General features: G+C 39.4%; 17 protein-coding genes. 10 read left to right on the forward strand and 7 right to left on the reverse strand.

Annotated features, from left to right (window positions below; translation table 11 throughout):
• Positions 1–106 precede the first annotated feature (106 nt).
• Positions 107–1435, forward strand: coding sequence for a UDP-glucose dehydrogenase family protein (locus ACRHOZ_RS07290; protein WP_431124006.1), 1329 nt, complete (start codon positions 107–109; stop codon positions 1433–1435).
• A gap of 151 nt (positions 1436–1586) precedes the next feature.
• Here ACRHOZ_RS07290 and ACRHOZ_RS07295 read toward each other — a convergent pair whose 3' ends face one another.
• Positions 1587–2315 carry a sulfotransferase domain-containing protein gene (locus ACRHOZ_RS07295; protein ID WP_420399348.1) on the reverse strand — a complete coding sequence of 243 codons (729 nt, stop codon included), beginning with the start codon at positions 2313–2315 and terminating at the stop codon, positions 1587–1589.
• 346 nt (positions 2316–2661) lie between these two features.
• Between ACRHOZ_RS07295 and ACRHOZ_RS07300 the strand changes: the two genes are divergently transcribed.
• Positions 2662–3570 carry a sulfotransferase gene (locus ACRHOZ_RS07300; protein ID WP_431124009.1) on the forward strand — a complete coding sequence of 303 codons (909 nt, stop codon included), beginning with the start codon at positions 2662–2664 and terminating at the stop codon, positions 3568–3570.
• Positions 3571–3767: 197 nt separating this feature from the next.
• Here the strand turns inward: ACRHOZ_RS07300 and ACRHOZ_RS07305 are convergent, their stop codons facing one another.
• Positions 3768–4772 (reverse strand): heparin lyase I family protein, encoded by a 1005-nt coding sequence (locus ACRHOZ_RS07305; RefSeq protein ID WP_431124010.1) that lies wholly within the window; start codon positions 4770–4772, stop codon positions 3768–3770.
• A gap of 533 nt (positions 4773–5305) precedes the next feature.
• Between ACRHOZ_RS07305 and ACRHOZ_RS07310 the strand changes: the two genes are divergently transcribed.
• Positions 5306–6439 carry a glycosyltransferase family 4 protein gene (locus ACRHOZ_RS07310; protein ID WP_431124012.1) on the forward strand — a complete coding sequence of 378 codons (1134 nt, stop codon included), beginning with the start codon at positions 5306–5308 and terminating at the stop codon, positions 6437–6439.
• The gene (locus ACRHOZ_RS07315; protein WP_431124014.1) at positions 6426–7685 is read left to right on the forward strand and encodes a hypothetical protein; all 1260 of its coding nucleotides are present in this window, start codon (positions 6426–6428) and stop codon (positions 7683–7685) included. Before ACRHOZ_RS07310 ends, ACRHOZ_RS07315 begins: the two co-directional genes overlap by 14 nt.
• A gap of 61 nt (positions 7686–7746) precedes the next feature.
• Here the strand turns inward: ACRHOZ_RS07315 and ACRHOZ_RS07320 are convergent, their stop codons facing one another.
• The 5 genes from ACRHOZ_RS07320 to ACRHOZ_RS07340 all read right to left on the reverse strand — a co-directional run bounded on the left by ACRHOZ_RS07320 (position 7747) and on the right by ACRHOZ_RS07340 (position 13429).
• Positions 7747–8703 (reverse strand): sulfotransferase domain-containing protein, encoded by a 957-nt coding sequence (locus ACRHOZ_RS07320; protein WP_431124016.1) that lies wholly within the window; start codon positions 8701–8703, stop codon positions 7747–7749.
• A 78-nt stretch (positions 8704–8781) separates the two neighbouring features.
• A complete protein-coding gene (locus ACRHOZ_RS07325; protein WP_431124018.1) occupies positions 8782–10239 on the reverse strand; it encodes a lipopolysaccharide biosynthesis protein in 1458 nt (485 codons plus the stop codon).
• Positions 10236–11093 carry a sulfotransferase gene (locus tag ACRHOZ_RS07330; RefSeq protein ID WP_431124021.1) on the reverse strand — a complete coding sequence of 286 codons (858 nt, stop codon included), beginning with the start codon at positions 11091–11093 and terminating at the stop codon, positions 10236–10238. The genes ACRHOZ_RS07325 and ACRHOZ_RS07330 overlap by 4 nt, the downstream gene beginning before the upstream one ends.
• Positions 11094–11123: 30 nt before the next feature.
• Positions 11124–12248, reverse strand: coding sequence for a glycosyltransferase family 4 protein (locus tag ACRHOZ_RS07335; protein ID WP_431124023.1), 1125 nt, complete (start codon positions 12246–12248; stop codon positions 11124–11126).
• Complete coding sequence (locus tag ACRHOZ_RS07340) at positions 12248–13429, reverse strand: O-antigen ligase family protein (protein ID WP_420399339.1); 1182 nt, start codon at positions 13427–13429, stop codon at positions 12248–12250. Before ACRHOZ_RS07340 ends, ACRHOZ_RS07335 begins: the two co-directional genes overlap by 1 nt.
• A gap of 436 nt (positions 13430–13865) precedes the next feature.
• Here ACRHOZ_RS07340 and ACRHOZ_RS07345 point away from each other — a divergent pair, with 436 nt between their 5' ends.
• The 6 genes from ACRHOZ_RS07345 (at position 13866) to ACRHOZ_RS07370 (ending at position 20036) form a co-directional block, all read left to right on the forward strand.
• A complete protein-coding gene (locus tag ACRHOZ_RS07345; RefSeq protein WP_431124026.1) occupies positions 13866–15083 on the forward strand; it encodes a glycosyltransferase family 4 protein in 1218 nt (405 codons plus the stop codon).
• An 82-nt stretch (positions 15084–15165) separates the two neighbouring features.
• Positions 15166–15951: a VOC family protein gene (locus ACRHOZ_RS07350; protein ID WP_431124028.1), complete on the forward strand. Its 786-nt coding sequence runs from the start codon at positions 15166–15168 to the stop codon at positions 15949–15951.
• 297 nt (positions 15952–16248) lie between these two features.
• On the forward strand, positions 16249–16860 hold the full coding sequence (locus ACRHOZ_RS07355) for a sugar transferase (protein ID WP_431124030.1): 612 nt from the start codon (positions 16249–16251) through the stop codon (positions 16858–16860).
• 171 nt (positions 16861–17031) lie between these two features.
• Positions 17032–18075: a GNAT family N-acetyltransferase gene (locus ACRHOZ_RS07360; RefSeq protein ID WP_431124033.1), complete on the forward strand. Its 1044-nt coding sequence runs from the start codon at positions 17032–17034 to the stop codon at positions 18073–18075.
• A 232-nt stretch (positions 18076–18307) separates the two neighbouring features.
• A complete protein-coding gene (locus ACRHOZ_RS07365) occupies positions 18308–18973 on the forward strand; it encodes a hypothetical protein (RefSeq protein ID WP_420399334.1) in 666 nt (221 codons plus the stop codon).
• A 616-nt stretch (positions 18974–19589) separates the two neighbouring features.
• Positions 19590–20036, forward strand: a complete 447-nt coding sequence (locus tag ACRHOZ_RS07370) for a hypothetical protein (protein WP_431124035.1) — start codon at positions 19590–19592, stop codon at positions 20034–20036.
• Positions 20037–20084: the final 48 nt, after the last annotated feature.

The raw sequence follows: 20084 nt of genomic DNA on the forward strand, positions 1-20084 counted from the left end.
ATGAAAAAGCAAAATTTCCTAAACAAATTTATTCTCCTTAAATAATAATTTGATGGTTCTGTCATTATTATAATGACATTTACCTTGTTTAAAAAAATAACATAAAATGAATCTTACAATAATTGGTACCGGATATGTAGGTCTTGTGAGTGGAACTTGTTTCGCTGAAATGGGTAACAGAGTTACCTGTATAGATGTGGACGAAAAGAAAATCACAAATCTTAAAAACGGAATCATCCCAATATATGAGCCAGGCTTGGAGGCCATGGTCGAAAGAAATATTGCGAACAAAACACTGCACTTCAGTACCAAATTGGCTGAGAATCTTGATAAATGTGATATCGCGTTTATTGCTGTAGGTACTCCAATGGGCGAAGACGGTTCTGCCGATCTAAAGTATGTGCTGCAGGTGGCCAAAGAGATTGGACAGCACATGCAGCATTCCTTGGTCATTGTTGATAAATCAACTGTACCCGTAGGAACTGCAGACAAGGTAAGGGAAACAGTTCAAAAAGAACTGGATTCCAGAAATGCGGACATCGACTTTCATGTGGTTTCAAATCCTGAGTTTTTGAAGGAGGGTGATGCTATCAATGATTTCATGAAACCTGATCGTGTGGTGGTAGGTTCCGATCATGAAGAATCCACCAAAAAGATGCGCAACCTGTACAGCCCGTTTTTTAGAAGTAGTACGGATCGTTTGATCACTATGGATGTTCGCTCTGCAGAAATGACCAAATATGTGGCCAATGCCATGTTGGCTACCAAAATTTCGTTTATGAACGAAATTTCCAACATTTGCGAATTGGTAGGTGCGGATGTTAACAAAGTACGCGTAGGAATTGGTTCGGATAGCAGAATTGGATATAGTTTCATCTATCCTGGAAGTGGATACGGGGGATCCTGTTTTCCAAAAGACGTGAAGGCCTTGAAAAAAACAGCGCAGGAACATGGGTATTCCGCTAGAATAATTGGTGCGGTCGAAGATGTTAACGATGACCAGAAGTTTGTAATAGCAAAAAAAGTAGTGAATCGTTTTGGAGAGGACCTAAAAGGAAAAACCTTTGCCGTCTGGGGATTGGCCTTTAAGCCACAAACAGATGATATGCGGGAAGCACCTGCAATCTATATTATCAAGGATTTGGTTGAAAGAGGGGCCAGTATCCAAGCGTATGACCCAAAAGCAATGGGTGAAGCGCAGGAGTTTTACCTCAAGGACGTTCCAAATGTTTCCTATTGTAATTCCAAATATGAAACCTTACATGGGGCAGATGCCATGATTCTGCTCACGGAATGGAAAGAGTTTAGGGCACCAGATTTTGAAGAGCTCAAACAGCAGCTCAACGAACCCATCATCTTTGATGGACGAAATCAGTACGATGACCAAACGTTGGAAGAGCTTGGCTTTGAGTATTTCCAAATTGGGAAAAAGTGACACGCTTCAAACAAGTGTATTAATCGAAAGTAAAAAGGGCTGGATTTTAACATCCAGCCCTTTTTTGTCTTATCCAAGTCCTAGTCCTAAATTGAAAATACCGATCTTTCTATATATTTTATTGGAGCTTCATTGCTGCGCTTACGACCAGTTAGGATAAACTGCGTCTTAGTTCAAAAATGAGGAAATAACCTAGTTTGTCCAATAGGTTGTTCTTTTTTTGAATTCTTTCCAAATCCTTTTCCATTGAAGCCGTTAGGTAATTCTTATAATCCCCAATTTCACCTTTTCTAAAAAACCATTTGCGCGGAGAATTCTCCCTTACCTTCTTAATACTGTTGGTTTCAATGATGTCCTCAATTTGCTTCTGGTCTAGGGTAACACCAAGAAATTCCGCAAACCGTTTCAATTCTCCTGGAGTGTCCTTTTTTAAGGATTCAAAGGTTGAATGAAAGACATTGTTTTGAAATGATGCCCAATTCTTATTGTACTTTGCGAGCTGTATGGCCTTATAGCGTCCAACCAACCAATAATACGTCTTAAATGATGGTTTAAAGGAGCGCACATTAATGAAGTGGTTATAATGTGAAACTATGGCATCCCGAATATCCCGCTGAATCATGAATACTTTTACATCATCCACATTGCTGGCAAGCAATTCTATATGGTCTTTTTTGTAAATATGTCCTTTTGCCAAATAGTTGTTCGATTTAATCTCCGAGGATTTAACAATATCTGCCAAACGATCAATACCAACAAAACTATCATGCTTCTTGCTTTGAAAATTTTCCGGTAGTGGCTGAAAATCCATCAAACCTTTTAACAAATTTCGCTGCCAGGTAGAACCAGACTTGAACGCACCATTTGCAATTACTATCATATCTATGTTTTATTCCCGTTTAGTTCAAAAAATTGAGACGCCAATTTATTGAATTTAAAACTCATAACGCCAATACCCGGAAAGTATTTGTTGAAGCGACAATTATTTCAGATGTTCTCAACCATTTGTATAAATAAGGGGTTAAATCCGTATAAATAAATAACGGGGAATGGGCTGAAATAGCTATGGAAAGCTTGCACAGTTCACCTGTTTTAATGGTGTCCAAAAATGGGAAACTTTAAGTCATTTTCAGTTTCCCGAGTATTTATTCCTTTAAACGTGTTTGCACATCATCCAACTATTTTTTCAGTAGTTTTGATTCGGAAAAACCAATTTTAATTTCTTGATGAAATACATATACATTACAGGCCGAGGACGCAGTGGCAGTACCGTGATTGATGCCATGCTTGGAAATTCCAAATCAATTGAAAGCGTCGGTGAATTGGTTTCCGGACTTGGAAGGTTCAATGCTATGTGTAGTTGTGGCAAGGGAATGAATGATTGCGGTTATTGGACAATTGTTCGTCAGAATTACGAGTCAAAGACCGAACAGAGTTGGGACAAGTTTGCCAAAGACACTGTGAAATCAGGACATGTCAAGGAATTTATGGACACCTTATTTGGCAATTCCAAATTCAATAGGGAATTGGTGAAAGATACAGAGCAATTTACCCAAGGATTGTTAGAGGTAGCTGGTAAAAAAGCCATACTTGATTCATCAAAAAATCCCAACAGGGCTTTATGGCTTGCCAAATTTTATGATGACTCCAAAATCATACACTTAGTCAAACACCCAGATGGGGTTGCAGCAAGTAAATATAAATTCATAGGAAGGGGCAAAGGCTATAAGTTTCTTCGAAAAACCTATCTCAATCCAAAACTGGCCCCTTTGTATATGACGATTGAAGCCATATCCTGGATGGTAGGTAATACCATGATAGGGTTGATCAAATTAATAAGGCCAAAAAAGGTGATGCTCGTCAAATATGAAGATTTTGGTGCAAAGCCAGAGGTTATTTTCGAAAAACTCTCCAAGTTTTTGGAAATAGATCTTAGCGAGGTTCGTGATGCCGTGATCAATGGCCACCCCTTAACTTTTGGGCATACCATAGGAGGCAATGGGGTACGAAATAGCGAAACCTTTGTTTTCAGCACAAAGAAAGGAAAGAAAAGGCCGATGCCTATTTTTTACAAATTTCTTATCCGCATTTTCTGTTGGCCTCTTATGTTGATTTACGGCTACAGATTCATATGATCCGCCCACAAGTAGGTTAAATTCAATTACCGAAGTACATTCCAATTTGTCCAAAGGTCGCAGTAGTACTTATTCTCCGTCACAGAAATGACGGCACACAGCAATGCTCACGCTTTTATAATATTGAAGGGTATCCCACTATTAAACCACTGATTAGGGTCCAAGATTAACAATGTGGTACCTGTTGTAAATTGAGATTAATTGTTGGGGCTAAGACCTCCTGGACTAACATTTTCGTAAGTCCCTGCTCCTTTCCACACCTTATATTCATCAAAGTAAACATCTCCTTGAGGAGTATTTTGCGAAGACCAATAGACCCCAATGGTGTGCTTGATTTCACCAGTGTAGGGAATTCCACTTACGTTGGCGTATTTGTAGGTTGTGGTTCCAGTTTCGTCAACAATCTTATCCCCGTTTACCCAGATTTCCAAAAATCCATCAACAGGGTCCAACTCCCAATGGATCACAATATCAATCCATTCATCAAGATTATAGTTGAAGTGTGTGTTTTCCGTTCCTGTACTTGCACCACTGTCTTGAATTACATTAACCATTCGTTCATCTGTTGAAGTGGCGAAGAACATTTTCCCATTGGAACCTTGTCGTAAGGTAACAGGATTGATCCCTCCATGATCGGGAGCACCTTCTGGCCTCATGTTTCTGAACTGGGCATAAACCCTGGAGCTTTGTGCCGCTTTCTTGACTTTCATGGAGAAACCTATCCAATGCTCTCCCCAATCGGACAATCTATTTCTATGGATTTCATTTCTTGTAACATGATTATTGTAATCACCTAAATGAACAGCTTTGGAACCAGCTCTTGAATCTGTGGTGGTATGTGGTTCTCCCCTACTTGCTTCGTATTCCCAAGTATTGTCACCAGAACCACTAAGATTCCACTGATTTGATTCAAAATCTGAATACCAAATTAAGGAGCCTTGTCCTTTGGATTGGTCATCTGTATTGTCTTCTCCGTTGTCCGTATTATCTTCCTCTGCAGTGTTGTCTTCTTCGGAAGTATCTTCTCCACCGGTTGACGCATTTTCATCTTCATTGTTCCTTTCCTCTATCTCCTTGTTCGTTTCTGTTTCCTCTTGGATAACATCATAGAACAAGTCCGAGTCCTTGGCACAAGAAAGATTAAAAATTAGAATGTAAATAAGTAAAGAAAACACTTTGAGTGGGGTATTAGTGTTCAGCATGGCAATATAATTAGGTTAAGTAAATGTCGAGTAATTCGATTCAGGGTTGATAAATGGATTACTGCTAAATTTTTTCGATGAAATGCCCATTAATTTGGTTAAAGTGCAATATTGGGTTCCAGTTCGTTTTCAAATTACGGTAATTTACATGGGTTTGGATGTTTGTCGATTTTTTATTCGATGAACTACATATTTATTTAACATTTCATAAAGATTTGGATCGTTGAAATTCAGGCTGTTCCGAGATAAAACAATAAGACACCATCGAATATTAAACGGGGGTTTACAACCGTTTAGCGGTACTCCAAACGACTTTGATTCCAAGCTTGCCTGCACAAAAAACCAAATGGCTTTGTCTTTTATCGCCTTAAACATTTCAACAACATTTCCTTCTTCTTAACGTTCAGAATAAATCATAAATATAGTGGGGCCAGTAATCCTTAAACTAGTATTTTAGCAGCGCACTTATGTGAGGTTCAAATTGAAGCGGTAAAACGCCAACACATTAACTATATTTCAAAGATCGTTTATCAATGAAGATTCTCCACCTCAATGCATATTATATAGATAACCACCTCTATTCCCAATTGTATTCTACTTTGGATGCTGATTTGGAACAACGGGTCTATATTCCCATCAAGACGGACCGGAAACCGGAAAACGAAGTGGACTTAAATCAAGGGGAGCTGATTTTTGAGAAGGTCATAAAACCCAACCATAAGTACAACTATTTCCGAAAGATCAAGGAGATCACCAATGCCCTGATCCAAAAAAAAGCGCATCAGAACGTCGACTTTATACATGCGCATAATCTATTTACGGATGGTGTGGTGGCCTATAATCTTAAGAAGAAATTTGGTCTAAAGTATATTGTGGCCGTCCGCACTACGGACATCGCCTTGCAATATAAGTATATGTACCACCGAAGGTTCAAGGCAAAAAAGGTGTTGGAAGAAGCGGAACAGGTTATTTTCATTTCACCTACCTATCGGGATAAACTTTTCCAGATGATGCCGGGAGGTTTTATATCCAAGATTTCCCCAAAAGTCAAAATCATGCCCAATGGAATAAACGATTTTTGGTTGGAAAATCTTCAAAATCCATCTGGGAAATCATTGGACAAAAGAGTCAACTTGCTATACGTGGGACAGATTATGCAAAGGAAAAATGTGCTCCCTTTGATTCAGGCCCTTGAAAAATTAAATGAAACCACGGATAAGAAGTACCACCTGACCGTTGTTGGAGGAGAAAACCAATACGAAAAGGAATTCTACAACAGCTTTTTAAATGAGATCAAATCATACGATTGGGTAGATTACAAAGGAAAAATCAAGGACAAGGAAAAACTTCTGCAAGCATATAGACATGCTGATATTTTTGCCATGCCGGCCAAAGGAGAATTGTTTGGTTTGGTTTACATAGAAGCCTTATCCCAAGGGAAACCTGTTCTTTATGCCTCAGGTGAAGGGATAGACGGCTTTTTGGAAGGAAAAGGCGTTGGGGTATCCGTGAACCCGGATAATTTGGAAGAAATCTGCAATGGAATAACACAGATGGTCAATAGTTATGAAACCTATAGGGATTTTACCCAGCTTGTAAAACCTTTTAATTGGAACAGCATAGCAAATCTTTATAAAACAATGTACCAGTACAATGAACAAGATTGAAAAACTAGTTTACGATACCGTAAAAGGCAATCCCAAAATCAAGATTGCTATCCGAAACTTATACCAATCTTTTTTTGATATCCTCCCCAATAAAAAAGACTATTCTATAAATGAGATAGATGCCAAGGAAAACCATTTCTTTGGATTTCATGACGTTTCCCCTTTTTCCCATGACAGTTCCAAAGTGTTGGCGAATAAACTGACGATTCCCTTGCATATGCCCACGCGTGGTGATATTCTGGAAATAGGGTATTTTCCCTTTGACGGTAAGATGGGGGATTTTGTCAAAGTTGGTGAAACCCTTGCTTGGAATTACCATAAGGGAAGTCGTTTGCAATGGTTGGGGAAGAACAGCCTCATATACAATAATGCAAGTGGGGACAAGCTAATTTCCACGGTTTACGATTTAAGTACCAACACCGAGAAATCCCTGTCCTTTCCTATGGATTCTGTTTCCGCTTGTGGGAACTATGCCGCTACTTTCAGTTATGGCAGGTTGGAACGATTAATGCCGGGCTACGGCTATGCTGTTTACGATGACGACAGTTTTAACGATATTAAAATCCCGGATAACACCGGATTGTTTCTTGGGGATGTAAATACAGATACCAAGGAAATGCTGGTTAGCCTCAAGGAACTAACGGAAATTGGTACGCTTACCCCGGAGTATGAGGACTGCCACCATTTTGTAACCCATACTTTGTTCTCTCCTGACGGCAGATATATCTCCTTCTTGCATCGATGGGCAGATGTGTCCTACACCAACAAAAGGCACTCCAGGTTACTGACCATTGATTTGGAAACGAGAAAATGTCATGTTGCGCCAACTAATGACATGGTTTCGCATTACGTATGGAACCATAAAAATCAAATAATCGCGTATTGTAGAACTGGCAACATTGATAGCCATGTACTTTTTGAAGAGCCTACTTTACAAAAACACAAAAGAGTGGCCTACCCTAGATTGAATTCAGATGGGCATCAAAGTTTTATTACCGATGATTCCTTTGTAACGGATACCTATCCTGACAAATACAGAATGGCCAATTTGTACAGCGTGGATTGCAACACAGATGAAGTTGTGCTTTTGGCCAGATTGAACTCTTTTAAACGATTTCAATCCCAAAACTTCAAGCACTGGTGCTGTGACCTGCACCCCAGAATGGATCCAAGCGGGGAGTATATCTGTTTTGATTCAGTGCATACTGGGAAAAGGGCCCTTTGCGTGATGAAAATCAGCAAATAACTACCTCATCTTCCCATACACTTTGCCGTTTCAACTAATTGTTATTGGGTTTGGGCGGGTGCTATTTTATCATTGTGGTACAGAACAATCTATCGTCCTGGTTTTCTGAAGGCTTACCATAAGATTCCAAGTACCATTTATTAAAGTAGCCTCCATATTGGTTGGCCAGGTCCAATATCATATCGTGATACATATCCTTGAGTAAAGCCAAAACTGCCGGAGGGCAATCCAATTCTATGGATTTATTTACCACTTTTTTGGTTGCGGCTTCATCTGCATTCCATGACTTGTTCAAGGCTTCCTCAGCATCATTGCTGGTTGAAATAAACTGAATTACCTCCTCCAGTAATTGCTCTGGAGCTTCAACTATGGCATCAAAGAACCCAATCAACAGTTGTTCCTTCGGAAATATGCTGGTAAAATTTTCGATGGTACGAACATAATCCGATCGTAGCACCTGTCCATCACTTTTCATAAAGGCCAAGATTTCACTTTCCTCAAAATTGTCAAGGGTAAAACCTTCAATACGTTTTTTGGTATGTCTGAAATGAGACCAAGCCCGATCAATTGGGTTTCTAAGCATCAGGACCAACTTTGCATTGGGGGCCATGGCATACATTCTGGAAATATCCTCTTTGCTCAGCATGGAATAACTAGGGGTAATCTCCCCCTTAAGCCCTTTAAAGGGAGCAAATATGGACTTATACCACTCATCACTATAATCCGAAAAGAACCATTTGAATGAGAAGGCCACATGCTTCATTTTCCCTTTCACGAGTGAGGAGCCTATGGACCTGGCAGCCTTTTTCAAATACGCCGCGCTCCCAATCCTATCCTTTACCTTGGTCTTGGAAAGGAAGTTGGGCGAGGGGTATTTGGTATCCCGGTCAAAATAGTGGAATTCTTTAACAGGAGGTATCGCAAAACCAGGGGTTTTGGATAGATTGTAGTATAACCATGAGGTCCCAGCTTTTTGTGCCCCTATTCCCCAGAAGTTGATTGGTTCCTGACTTTTCATAATTGAAGTAACATTTAAAATGTATAATCTTTTTAAGTAATCAAAATATCTTTGCCACGTTCAACACTATGAACGTTTTCAAATCTTTTTTATGGTGTTGTTGATCGCCTCTTTTAGATAATATCCAAACAGGGAGGGTCTAAATCTAGCTATGCCAACAGCTATTACCATTAAGCCCACCACGAATACAATAAACATGGTCACATCTGTCTCTCCCCATAAATTGAACAGTAATTTATATCCAACGATCAACATTCCAAGGTATAGTCCCAGTTTCAACCCTGCTAGAAAGGGCTGAAAGAAGTACTCGCGAAAAGTTCCCTTGAAAACATTTTTCACGAGAACGATCATCATTAAATAATTTATAAAATGGCTGATCACAATTCCTACAGCAGCTCCATTGATTCCGAAAAAATATCCCAACGTCCCGGAAAGGACGATGATAATTGCCGTAAAAATGTACTTGCGGGTCACATTCTTGTAAATAAGTCCTTTGGACCGAATGACCGCGTCGGTCATTTTTCCAGAATTGCTAAAAGTTAGCACCAACAACATTATCTGTAAAGGCAGCACTGCTTCTGTCCAATTAGATCCCATAAGAATCTGTACAATTTCGGAGGAGAAAAACACCAACAATACGGTGGTAGGAATCATTAGTGAATTACTCAATCCCAGCCCAAACTTGTAAATTTTGACCAGTTTTTCATTTTCGTCCTGAATTTCCGACATGACCGGAAACATTACCTTATTGATAATATTGGCAAGAAATTGACTTGGAAGATTCTTCACCCTTGCAGTCCTTTCATAGATACCCAGAATATCTTGAGTGAAAATCTTTCCAAAAACCAGATTCAATCCCTTGTTCGACAAAAAGTTACTAAAGGACAATAACATCATACCTGAACCAAAGCCGAACAATTCACGGGCTTCGCGATAGTGAATTTTAAAACTGATTTTTATTGGGGCAAAGTAAAACAATACTATGGTACTGATAAAAGAGGCGAGCAGTGTTGCAATGATGAGTGACCAAACACCATACCCATTAAATGCCAAATATACCCCAAGTCCATAGCCGATGATATTGGAGGTTATGTTGACCAGCGATACATGCTTGAAATCGAAATTTTTTAATAGCAAGTTGCCCGAAATATTGCTCAGGGAAAGCAATATTAGGTTTAAGGATGCAACCTTGATCAGTTCATCCAATCGGGCATCATTATACACAGAAGATATAAATGGGGCCGCTAAATAGAAAAGGGCATAAAGGACAAACCCTATTAGAAGGCTGGTTTGCAGCGCTCCATTTATGTGCTTGTTATTTACATTCTGGCGTTGAATCAAGGCCGAGCCCATACCACCTTGAATAAAAATATTGCCTATTCCTATAATTCCGTTTACCACCGCCATTAGACCATAATCTGTTTTTAGCAGTAGCCTGGTCATTATAGCTATATAACCTAGCTGTAAAATGTTCAAGGAGATAACAGACAATGACTGCCATTTACCAGCCTTCTTTATTTTTTTGGTGAGGCTCATCCTAGTTTATTAAGTATATACCCCAGCCCGTTAAAAAGTGGATGCTTTTTGGCTACGTTATGCCATCGGTCATCATATTGAATTTTGGTCTTTTTAAAACGGTTGGGGGTACCGGCAATGGTATGGTCATCATTAAGTTCCATGTATTCTGGGACCTCGTATCTATCGAAACCGAAGAATTCCGACATTTCGTCCAAGGTCTGCTGGGGGTTTTTAAAAAACTCCTCGTATTTTAAGTGAAAAACATCTTCTTTCTTCACGTTCCTCAGCATAGACCTACACGTTAACCTGTGTAGGTAGTTGGATGCAAGCAACTTGAGAAGGCTCATGTCTTTTTTGTTGTATTTTTTTCGCCATTTATCCCTTGAAATGGATACGGCACGTAAATCCCTTTTTAAATAGATAAACTTAAAATTAAAAGGAGATTTTTGGTAAAGGGAAGTTCCGTAAAAGGCCTCTTTGGAAGAGTCCACCAGTACGTCACAATTGGTAATTTCAAATACGGCTTTGTACACCTTATTCATCAAAGATCGCGCCTCCTCGTTCATTTCTATTTGGTGCGCCGCTTCCTTTCCCTTGGGAGCATCTATCTGTGTATTTTTAATTTGCTTGGGGTCCGTAACACCAAGCTTTTGATATACTTTGTTCCAAAATTCGCAGGTTTCCATACTGGAACCACAGGAACAATTCCAATCCCAAGCCCCGCCGGGGCCTGTCTTCTGAATATGGCCGCCCAAAAGATAGGATTCCCCAATGGAGACCATTTGGGAAGATTTCGACAGAATGTTCTCGATGAGTGTGGATCCCGATCGTTGGTTGGATAATATATATATGATGGTTTGTTTTTCTTTCATAAACTTTGCTTGGCGAAGTGACCGCTTATCCTATGCCTCTATCCTACCCTTTATAAAATTCAGAATACTACTTGCCCTCTCCCCTATCTCAAAATTCTTGGAATACTCCAAGGCGTTACTCGACATTTCAATCCTTCGTTCTTCATTGGATAGAATAGTATCTATCGCTTTTTCCAAGCCTTCTACATCCAAAGGATCCACCAAAATGGAAAAAGAGGGGGTGCATTGATCTCGTACTTCCGGAATATCTGAGGATACAACAGGTAATCCACAGGCGAGGGCTTCTGCAATAGCATTGCACGACCCCTCTTTTTGTGTGGGCAGTACAAAGAGATCAGAGGCAGAAAGCAATTCAGGTATTTGATAGGAAGGCACACTGCCTTTAAAGATAACGGAATCGCCTTCAGGGTCTTGAGGCCCACTACCCATGAAAAGCACACCAACATTGGCTAAATTTTTAACCGCTTCCAATACCCGTAAAGGCCCTTTATGTTGCATAAACCTGCCTACAAAGGCTACCAGTTTAAGATCTGTGGGCAGATTGTATTTCTGCCGCATTTCTTCCTTGTTCCTTTTATAGAATTTAGTTAGGTCCACAGCATTGGGTTTCATGTAAATACGATCGGGAGAAATCCCAAAAACCACCAACTGGTCTTTTAATTTATTTGAAACAGCTATATAACCATGAATTCCATGACTGCTCTTTTTAAAATAATCCTTCGGGTACCATTTTGTAAAACCTAGGAGATTGCTTTCCCCTATGGCACAGAATACGGGTTTATTATATTTTTTGAGCGCGTTTACGGCAATTATCCCATTCATCATAAAATGTGCGTAAACAAAATCAAACTCCAAATTGTGCTTTCTTACTGTCCTCTGAACCGCTTTTACCTGACCCCAATTGGTAATCATGTAAGTATATAGGGGGCCTATTTTTCTGGCGGATGCCGAGATAAACTTAGGGCGGTAAACGGTACAGTTCTCTTCACCATAGGATTCAACCTTTTTGCGGCGGGAAGCCATTATGTTTTTAGGGGAAATTACCGTTACCTCATGTCCCAATTTGCAAAATTGCTGTATAAGGTTGTAGACAAATACACCTCTTGTTGGATACTCTAACGATGGATAATTATTAGATACTACCAATATTTTCATTAAGCCAGCTTTTTTTGTTTAACCCTGGATAAGACGTGGGCAGTGGAACCCATCAACACCGCAAAAAAGAACCAAAACAGTGTTTTTCCTATACTACCACCTTGTTTGGACATATTGAACACAACGATCACGAACATAACCAGGTTCAACGAATCTCCATACCTTTTGTAGTGCAGAAACAATAATTTAACCAAACGGGCCAAAAAGGTAACAAACAAGATTATTCCAGGGAGGCCGCTGGCTATATAAACATAGAGCAAAATGTTATGGGGATTCATAAAAACACCCGAATGCTCATACATGCGGGGTTTTACACCTTCAAAACCGGCGCCAATAAAAATATTGTCCTTTATAACTTCAATGGCAGCTGCCCAAAGTACATTTCTTCCAATATCCCCCCTTTCCACCGTAGCGGCAAAACGTTCTGCCATTACGGGATTTGTTTCCAACAAATAGGTAATCAGCATGGCCGAGGCAAGTACTCCAAAAATGATCAGCGCCATTTTATTTAGAATATCCGTCTTTCTATACAGCAGCAGTACCGTAAGCCCTAAAAACATGGAAACAAAGGCTCCCCTTGAACCGGACATTGCAATTATGCTTATAAATGGAATGCAAATGATAAGGATAACAACAGCCCTTTTAATGGTGAACTTGTTTATTAACCTTGAAATGGTAATTAAGAAAGCCAAGGCAGATTTGGCCCCAATAATGTTCGGATTCTCCCCAAATAGCAACAGCCTGCCATTTTCATACGTAACACCTTTGCCAGCCGTTATCAGCAAAAAGGCCAAGAGCACACTGGCCAAATAGCAATTCAAAACCAGGGGCAACATTTTTGGTTTGGAGTATATATGGGAGGCGATAAATGTCATCAGCACTATTAAAAGAAGTGCTCTATAATGGTATGCAAATTTCAATTCGTGGACATACTCCGAGTGTATGGCAGAACATATAAACCCCACCACAATAAAGAGCAGTAAGGGTATCACAATTTTTTTAAAGGGGGTAAATTGAAAATTCCTGGCAATCAACGGAACCCAGGTTCCCAAATACATGATGGTTGCAAAATAGGTGACCGAATAGCCTACCAAATTAAAGGGATCCCAGTTCTCAAAAGTAACGGAAAACACCAGAAGGTACAGACAATAGTCGTTTATCCTATTTAATAAGCTTATCATTTAGACACTTTGAAATCTGAGGGCAAATTAAATTAAAAAAAGAGTGGATGCACCAACTTACTAGTCAAAATACTAGTTTTATCGAATAATTGAATCCAATGTTCCAAATACCACATCGGAATTCATCCAACAAATAAAAAACAAGGGGATTTTTAAGATTGTTCTTCGAGCGAATAAAATTTTTGAATCTCGCTAATTGGTCGCACAGATTATCCTGAAAATCCTATTTTTGCGCTTTCCTCCAAGTCTTACATAAATGTATCGGCCAGTAAGTAATCCTTGCCATGCTTGCCTTCAATTTTTTTATGGCAATTAAGCTTGTGGCAAGTAATATGTAATGCATGGCAACGTTAAGGTTAAAGATTTGGTCTTTATTTTAAACCAGAGAATTTCCAAATGCCCATAAAAGTGCAATCCGATTATTGAATAACCATTAATGAAAATACTTTACATACACCAATACTTCGCAACACCAAAAGAACCCGGAGGCACCCGATCGTATTGGATAAGTCGTAAACTTATAGAAGAGGGTCATCAAGTTACCATGTTGGCCACCTCCAGTAAAATAGATTCAAAAATCAAAAGGGTCAACATTGATGGGATAGATGTCATCTATTTAAAGGTACCCTATAGCCAGTACATGAGCATTTTTAAACGATTGCTCTCCTTTGTCAGCTTTATGCTCAAATCGGCTAGAATGGCCCTTAAAGAAAAAAATGTGGATTTGGTCATTGCTACCTCCACTCCCCTAACCATAGGTTTTCCAGCCCTAGTGGTCAAAAAATTCAAAAAAACCCCATTCCTTTTTGAAGTAAGGGATCTGTGGCCCGAAGTTCCAATACAAATGGGCGGATTGAACAACAAGCTTCTGATCAAGTTGGCGTTGTGGTTCGAAAAGACCATTTATGTAAATGCAGAACATGTGGTTGCCCTTTCTCCCGGCATGGAAGATGGGGTGATAAAAAGAGGGATCGCCCCAGAAAAAGTATCCATGATTCCCAATATGTCCAAGATAGATGTCTATTGGAATCGGGAAAAGAACGATGCTTTTTGCAAGGAACTGGGATTAAACCCGAATGCGTTCAAAACGGTTTATTTCGGATCCATGGGATTGGCCAATGGCATGGACTTCATTATTGAGGGAATCAAACATTTAAAAGACAATCCAGAGATAGAATTTGTTTTTATGGGAGGTGGGGCTACAGAACCCATACTCAAAGCAAAATGTGAAAACCTGGGAATACGAAATGCACATTTCCTTGGTGGATTTGGCTTAAAGGAACTATCGGAAATCGTGAATTTATGTGATGTTTCCATGGTAACCTTTGCAGATATTCCAATCTTGGCCACCAATTCCCCAAACAAACTATTTGATTCTTTATCTGCTGGAAAGCCCATAATTGTCAACTCTCCCGGTTGGACCAAGGACATGGTGGAGAAATATGAGTGCGGTGTTTTTGTAAATCCAAAAAATCCAGAGGATTTGGCAAACCAAATCACTTTTTTAAAGGATAATCCAGAGGTTTGCAAAAACATGGGATTGAATGCCCGAAATCTGGCGGAAACCAAATATGATAAATCTATTTTGTGCAAAGAATTTGCCGAAGTAGTCAATTCAGTTTCAGAAAACATTCAAGCCAAGCATTCCAAATGAACTTAAAAAGTTCCACTACTATGTTCATGTGCATCCATAAGCAGAAAACGGCTTTTTCCAATCAATACTAAAAGAACCTAACATGAATAAGGCAAATTTTCATCATATCCATCTAAACGTCACGGATATCAATAAGAGTTTAGCATTCTACGAGAAATATTTTGGCGCCAAAAGGATTCGATACCGGGGGAAATCGGATGCCTTGTTTACCGAAAAGTCATTTCTGTTGCTGGACGAGGTCAAGGAAGCCCCAGAAACACATGATGGATCCAGTTTATGGCATATTGGGTGGTCCGGGGTAGATGGGCCTTCGGAGTTTGATTGGCGGGTAAAGGAGGGCATAGAAGTGCATACGCCCATAAATCCATTGAACAATAGCCATTGGATGTACTTTTTTGGTCCCGACAAGGAGGTTGTGGAGGTGTTTACCGGCAATAGAAACCATACTTTTGAACATATTCATCTATTGGCTACGAATGTAGATGAAACCATGCAATGGTTTGAATCCCATTTGGGCCTGGCCCCGGAATACGAAAGTGCACAGACCTGGGCAACCGGTTTGTTCAAATGGAATAGGCTGTATGTGGGCAATATCAATATTACCGTGAACGGTAAGCCTGTGGAGGAAAGAACGTGGTTTCCGTCAGAGTTCAAGCTTACAGATGGAACCTCGCTTGACCATCTTGCATTTTCTTTTGAAAACATTGAACCCGTCTTAGAACAAATGCAGTCTGCCAAGGTTGAAATAGTGCAGGGAATTAAGACCGATCAGGTGCACGGACTGAAGAGTTTCTTTGTTCGCGGGCCCAACCAACTGCTTATAGAGGTGGTTGAAGAGAAACCTATTCCGGAAGGCATTTGGCTCTAGTTCACAAGTGGCTGTAAATGAATATTTTACAGGACTTGTACCTAAATTAGGCTTTCAACGTTAAATAAATAAGGAATTAGGAGAAATTCCATGGGCAATAGCGAAAAAAATGTCATTTTTCGAAATTAGCCTTCGTTCATCCAAAGGATTTAGCATTTTGGCTAATATTTGGTTTGGTTGGTACATGAACAACTTTTTTACTTTTTCTTTGTGCCTGAAAAAACCAATTTTTAAGACTTTAAAATCCAAAATCTTGGAAGTATTATAAAGAGATATTACTAAAAAGATTCATTCATTATGTACAGAAAGTTTTTTAAAAGAGTACTAGACTTTTCAATATCACTTGTGGCATTGATCGTGTTTTCGCCAGTCATAATTATCTTGATCATTTTATTGGTGTTTGCCAATAAAGGCAAGCCTTTCTTTTTTCAGCAGAGACCAGGTAAGAACGAGAAAATATTTACCATTATAAAGTTCAAGACGCTAAGAGACCCAAAAGATAAGGACAGCGAATTGGAAGATCAGGCAGATCGGGTAACGAAAGTGGGTGCTTTTGTCCGAAACCATTCTTTGGATGAATTGATGCAATTGGTAAACGTATTAAAGGGAGACATGTCCATAGTAGGCCCAAGACCCCTATTGACCATTTACCTTCCCCTTTATAATGAAGAACAGGCACGACGACACCAGGTAAAACCTGGAATAACAGGTTGGGCACAAGTAAATGGCCGAAACATGTTGTCTTGGGAAGAAAAGTTTGAGCATGATGTGTGGTATGTGGACAACCTTAGTTTTGGCACTGATGTGAAAATTCTGTTTAAAACGGTTCAGAAGGTATTCCAATCCGACGATGTGTATACCGAAAAACAAGAAGATGCTTGGGCCGCATGGGGTGGAAACGCAAGTTAATGCCCTATACCCTATATGAATGCATGAAATTAGGCTTTGACTTTAAAAAATGGGCTGATAAAATGGGAACATGGACTAATGAATTTTGTTGTCAAAGTTTGTATGGAATATCAAACCAATACCTTAACTAGGGACCAAACTTAATACCAATCGAAAGACCAAATTCTTAGGATGATTGAAATCGTAAAGGAGAAGAAAAAATGGGATGCTCTTGTAAAAGGATGTGATTCCGCTGATTTTTATCACACCTATGACTACCACCATGCATCCAAAGTGAATGGAGAGGAACCAGTTTTGATTCATTATCATGATAAGAACAGAACCATTCTTTTGCCATTGCTCTTTCGAGATATCGAATATTCCCTGTACAAAGATGCGACCTCGGTATACGGGTATCCTGGACCCATCACCCAAAATGTAACTTCGAAATGTGATTTCAGTGATTTTCGGAAAGAGATTCAGGATTTGTTCGAACAACAAAATATTGTTTCCATTTTTTCCAGACTAAACTCCTTTATTCCCAATCAAGAACACTGTTTGTTCCATTTGGGACAAACGGAAACCTTGGGAAGGGTGGTTTACATTGATCTCACCAAAAGCTTGGAAGAGCAGTGGGGAAATTATTTTAAAAGATTAAGGACCTACATTAACAAATCCAGGTCCATTTATACCATAAGGCATGCCGAAACGGATTCGGACATTGACACCTTTATCTCATTGTACCATGAAAACATGGTCCGGGTAAATGCCAACAAAGAATACCTTTTTGATAAGAAGTATTTTCTCGATTTACTGGAGAGCCCCCACTTTGATACGGAATTGCTATTGGCCATACAGAACAAAACAGGCAAAATAGCTGGTGGAGCACTTTTCACGAAGAAGGATGCCTACATTCAATACCATCTCTCTGGAACTAGTGAGCAATATCTAGATCTAAACCCTGTGAAGTTATTGATAGACGAAATGAGGATCAGGGGAACCCATGAAAAATATCGCTATTTCAATCTTGGTGGCGGCGTTGGCAGCAAGGAAGATTCTTTGTTCTATTTTAAATCAGGATTCTCCAAAGATACGTTCCCTTTTAGGGTTTGGAAGTATACGGTAAACAAGGAAATCTATCAGGAATTGGTTGAGCAAAAAAACGGCCTTATGTATTGTGACAATTTGGATCTGAGATTCTTCCCTCAGTACAGGGCTAGCGTAGTGCATAAATAATGTTGCCATAAAAGTTGCCCCACATTAAAAGGAATTCAAATTGAAAGCAGGGTTTAATGGGAACAGGCAGTACTGAAGCGAATCTTTAAAATGACTATATCAATACATTAAATTCAACAAATAGGGCAAATTTGATTCATAGAAAATACATAATTTCGCTATGAGCATTAAAACACCCCCGCTTAAATCAAATAATACAAAAGGTCTAGTCCGACCAAATAATACGGAGACAATGAGAAACATTATCATTTTAGGAACTGGGGGTTGCGCCTCGGAAGTTACATTCTACATAGAAGATCACAATACTAAAGTCCCAGAAGAGGAAAAAATCAATATCCTAGGTTATATAGATTATGCGGAGCACGTAAAAGACCATTACGAAAAATACAACTTTTCCGCTCCGGTCCTATGCGACATAGATTCCTATGAACCCAAGGAAGATGAGGAAGTTTTGATCGCTGTGATGAGTATTCCCTTTAGGGAAAAAATGATCAAGGCTTTAAAAGAAAAGAACGCCAAGATTGGAAGCTTTATCCACCATAGTGTGGTAATGGCCAAGGAATTGACCATTGGAGAGGGAAACATTGTGTTTCCGTTCTGTATCCTTGAAAAATATGCTACCATAGGAAGTTACAATCTTCTTACCTCCTATTGTTTTATTAGCCATGATTGTGTGGTGGGAGACAATAACTTCTTTTCAGTTGCCGGTGTAGCTGGATCTGTGAAAGTGGGCAATAACAATCAATTTGGGCTACGTTCTTTGGTGATTCCAGGTATTGAGGTGGGCAACAACAATGTGATCCAGGCGGGTATGATCGTGGACAAAAATGTAAAGGATGATACGACCGTTTTCTATCGCTTTAAGGAAAAAGTGATGGCCATACCAAAGGTGGGCTAGATTTAAACCAAGGTCTAGTTTCAACTATCCGAACTAAGCTTGGCTTCTTGACATGTTGGAATAGGATTTCCGTGGGTTGGTTTTGCTTAAATTCAGTTGGATGTTGATTTGGTTCAACAAGAAACCTATTGATCATTTACGATTTCTTTAAGATGTAATCCAATGAAACAAAGGTTATTCCCATTGAATACCCAAATATGGAGGGATTCTTTTCAACTCCAAAATCTGCACATCATTCCGGTTGGATTTCAAAAATAATTTGGGCGTTTGTCATTTTGGGAGGATGGTCGATACTTTTAAGGCTTTCAACTGAAAAAAATTCGGTTGTCAGGAAGATGTATTTTTTTTGTAATGGTTTGGGAACCAAATCAAGGACCCTAAAACGTGATTTCAAAAGCAAAAAGAGGAAACTCGTTTATTTAAGTCCTCTGAATAAATTCCTACAAGCAGACCTATCAAGGTTTACAAAAACATGACTGGTTTGTAAGAACAATGAAATAACAATAATAATAGTAGACAAATCGTTCTAGCTGTTTAATTTTTTTAAAATAAATATTATATAACCCAAAACAACATTTCTATTATGAAAGAAGAATATCTGAAAAGTGTACAGACGATGGATGACATCATAAAAACCTCCTACGCATGTATAGGCGGGGAGCCAGGAGAGCCCAGAGATTGGGATTTCTACAGGTTCTTATTCCATCCTGAGGGCAAATTAATCAGTTATGAAAACGATTCAAACGGTAATATGAGGCCTCAGTTCTTGTCTTGTAATGAATATATTGAGCGAATTGGGAAGTGGATGGAAACCACTAGAAAAACCGGTTTTTATGAAAGAGAAATTGGACGGGTAGAAGAAACTTACGGTAACATCGCGCACGTAGTGAGTACTTGTGAGTCTTTCCACAGCAAAGAGGACATGGCCGCTGGTAAGTCTTACGTGAGAAACGTACACAGTATTCAGTTGGCCTACTATCAGGAAAGATGGTGGATTCTAAGTATGTACTGGCAAAGAGCTACTCCAGAATTCCCAATTCCAGAAAGGTACTTGAAGTTCTAAAGCACAATTACTGACTGTTTTAACTAGCTGTTCAAAGACACCGCTTCG

Origin of the sequence: Flagellimonas flava, assembly GCF_050617915.1 — a bacterium.
Taxonomy (GTDB): domain Bacteria; phylum Bacteroidota; class Bacteroidia; order Flavobacteriales; family Flavobacteriaceae; genus Flagellimonas; species Flagellimonas flava_A.